Here is a 1,331-nt window from a genome sequence, read left to right on the forward strand (position 1 = left end):
CTGAATTTGCTGAATGTCGTGCTGAGAGATTAACTCCCGGGCGGCCATAAATGCCGTATCAAAATCATCCCCCTTACAACAAAAGGTAAATTTGCTCCTATCAATCCTCTTTTAATTCTTTCTGGAATTTCAGAAAATAAAACAAATAAAGGATAAATTTCCTCCGCCTCTTGAGAATAAATATGTTTATAACCTTGAGGCATTACCCACTCATATTCCTTATCTAATAAAACCTGAGTTTCTCGCCAACGAGTAAGTAGATCGGAAAAATCTTCCTGGGGTCGATAAATAAAAATAAAAATTTCTACCCCAGTCTTAACCTTCCATTCCGGGTCACACATAAAAATTCCTATATCGCAGGGTAAAGGAACAGTTTTTCCAGATTCATAACCATCTTTTCGTAACCTAATAACTGGCAAAGGAATAGTAATTAAACTCTCTTCAGGACGACGTAAACTTGGCACCATTTCCAAATACAATCTGTATTGTTTAAGCAGTGCAATTGCAGCCCTTGAGTTACTATATTCTGCTAGCAAAGCTTCATAATCTGACTTTTTTACAACCATAATAATTTTTGTATTCTATTATCTTTAACTTCAAATAAGACTAAGCATTTCCTGCGGAATGCGGAGCTAACAGCTATCAGCTATTAATATCATGTCCGCTTAATTAGTTATAAAAAAAACTTTCTCCTCTTCCTCTTCCTCTTCTCCCTCCTGACTCCTGAGGACTGAAGACTCTCCAATTATTTATAACTATTCATTCGGACATGATATAATTCATTCCCTTTCTAGCAGGAAAAAGCAATTGAGAGATTTAAGAAGAATTAAAAGTATTGGAGAAAACAGCCTTGATCTAGAGAGTGTATATTCATTATTTATGAAACAGCTAATACCAATTTTCTAAATTTTTGCTACAAATGTTTGCTACAAATGACTAGGCTGTTTATTAGGAATCAGGAGTAAGTCAGACCAAGTCATAATCAATGGCTTCAATACCATTTTTTAGGTCGGAAATTATCTTTTTCTCTTGGTTCGCGTTCCCCCTCTTGGTCGATTGGATATGGTTAGGTAACCCATCCATCCCATCCTAGGTCATGCTCCGCTTTCCGACCGCTTGCGCCGTGAGACGGCGCGGAGTCCCACCCCTTTGTCAAAGGTAAATCTCCTGTCAAGTCTTTTAATTACACTTATTATTCGTAACATTTTTTTTTCACGCTTGGTATAATAGCTGAATTCTTACAAATAAGGAATAAGTAATCAGGAATAATGTCAATTTTAAGTTCAATTAAGATTGACAATAAACAATTAAAAAAATTAGATCAACATTGC

At 35.8% G+C, this 1,331-nt stretch carries 1 protein-coding gene; it reads right to left on the bottom strand.

The features are described 5' to 3' along the window. Positions 1 to 29 precede the first annotated feature (29 nt). Entirely contained in the window at positions 30 to 566 is a 537-nt protein-coding gene (locus tag F6K22_RS40955; protein ID WP_293110907.1) for a hypothetical protein, read from the bottom strand. Positions 567 to 1,331: the final 765 nt, after the last annotated feature.

This window comes from Okeania sp. SIO2F4 (assembly GCF_010672385.1).
In the GTDB taxonomy this organism is placed as follows: Bacteria; Cyanobacteriota; Cyanobacteriia; order Cyanobacteriales; family Microcoleaceae; genus Trichodesmium.

Coding starts and splice junctions, on each gene's coding strand:
- F6K22_RS40955 (WP_293110907.1), bottom strand. CDS start 566: ATGGTTGTAAAAAAGTCAGATTATGAAGCTTTGCTAGCAGAATATAGT.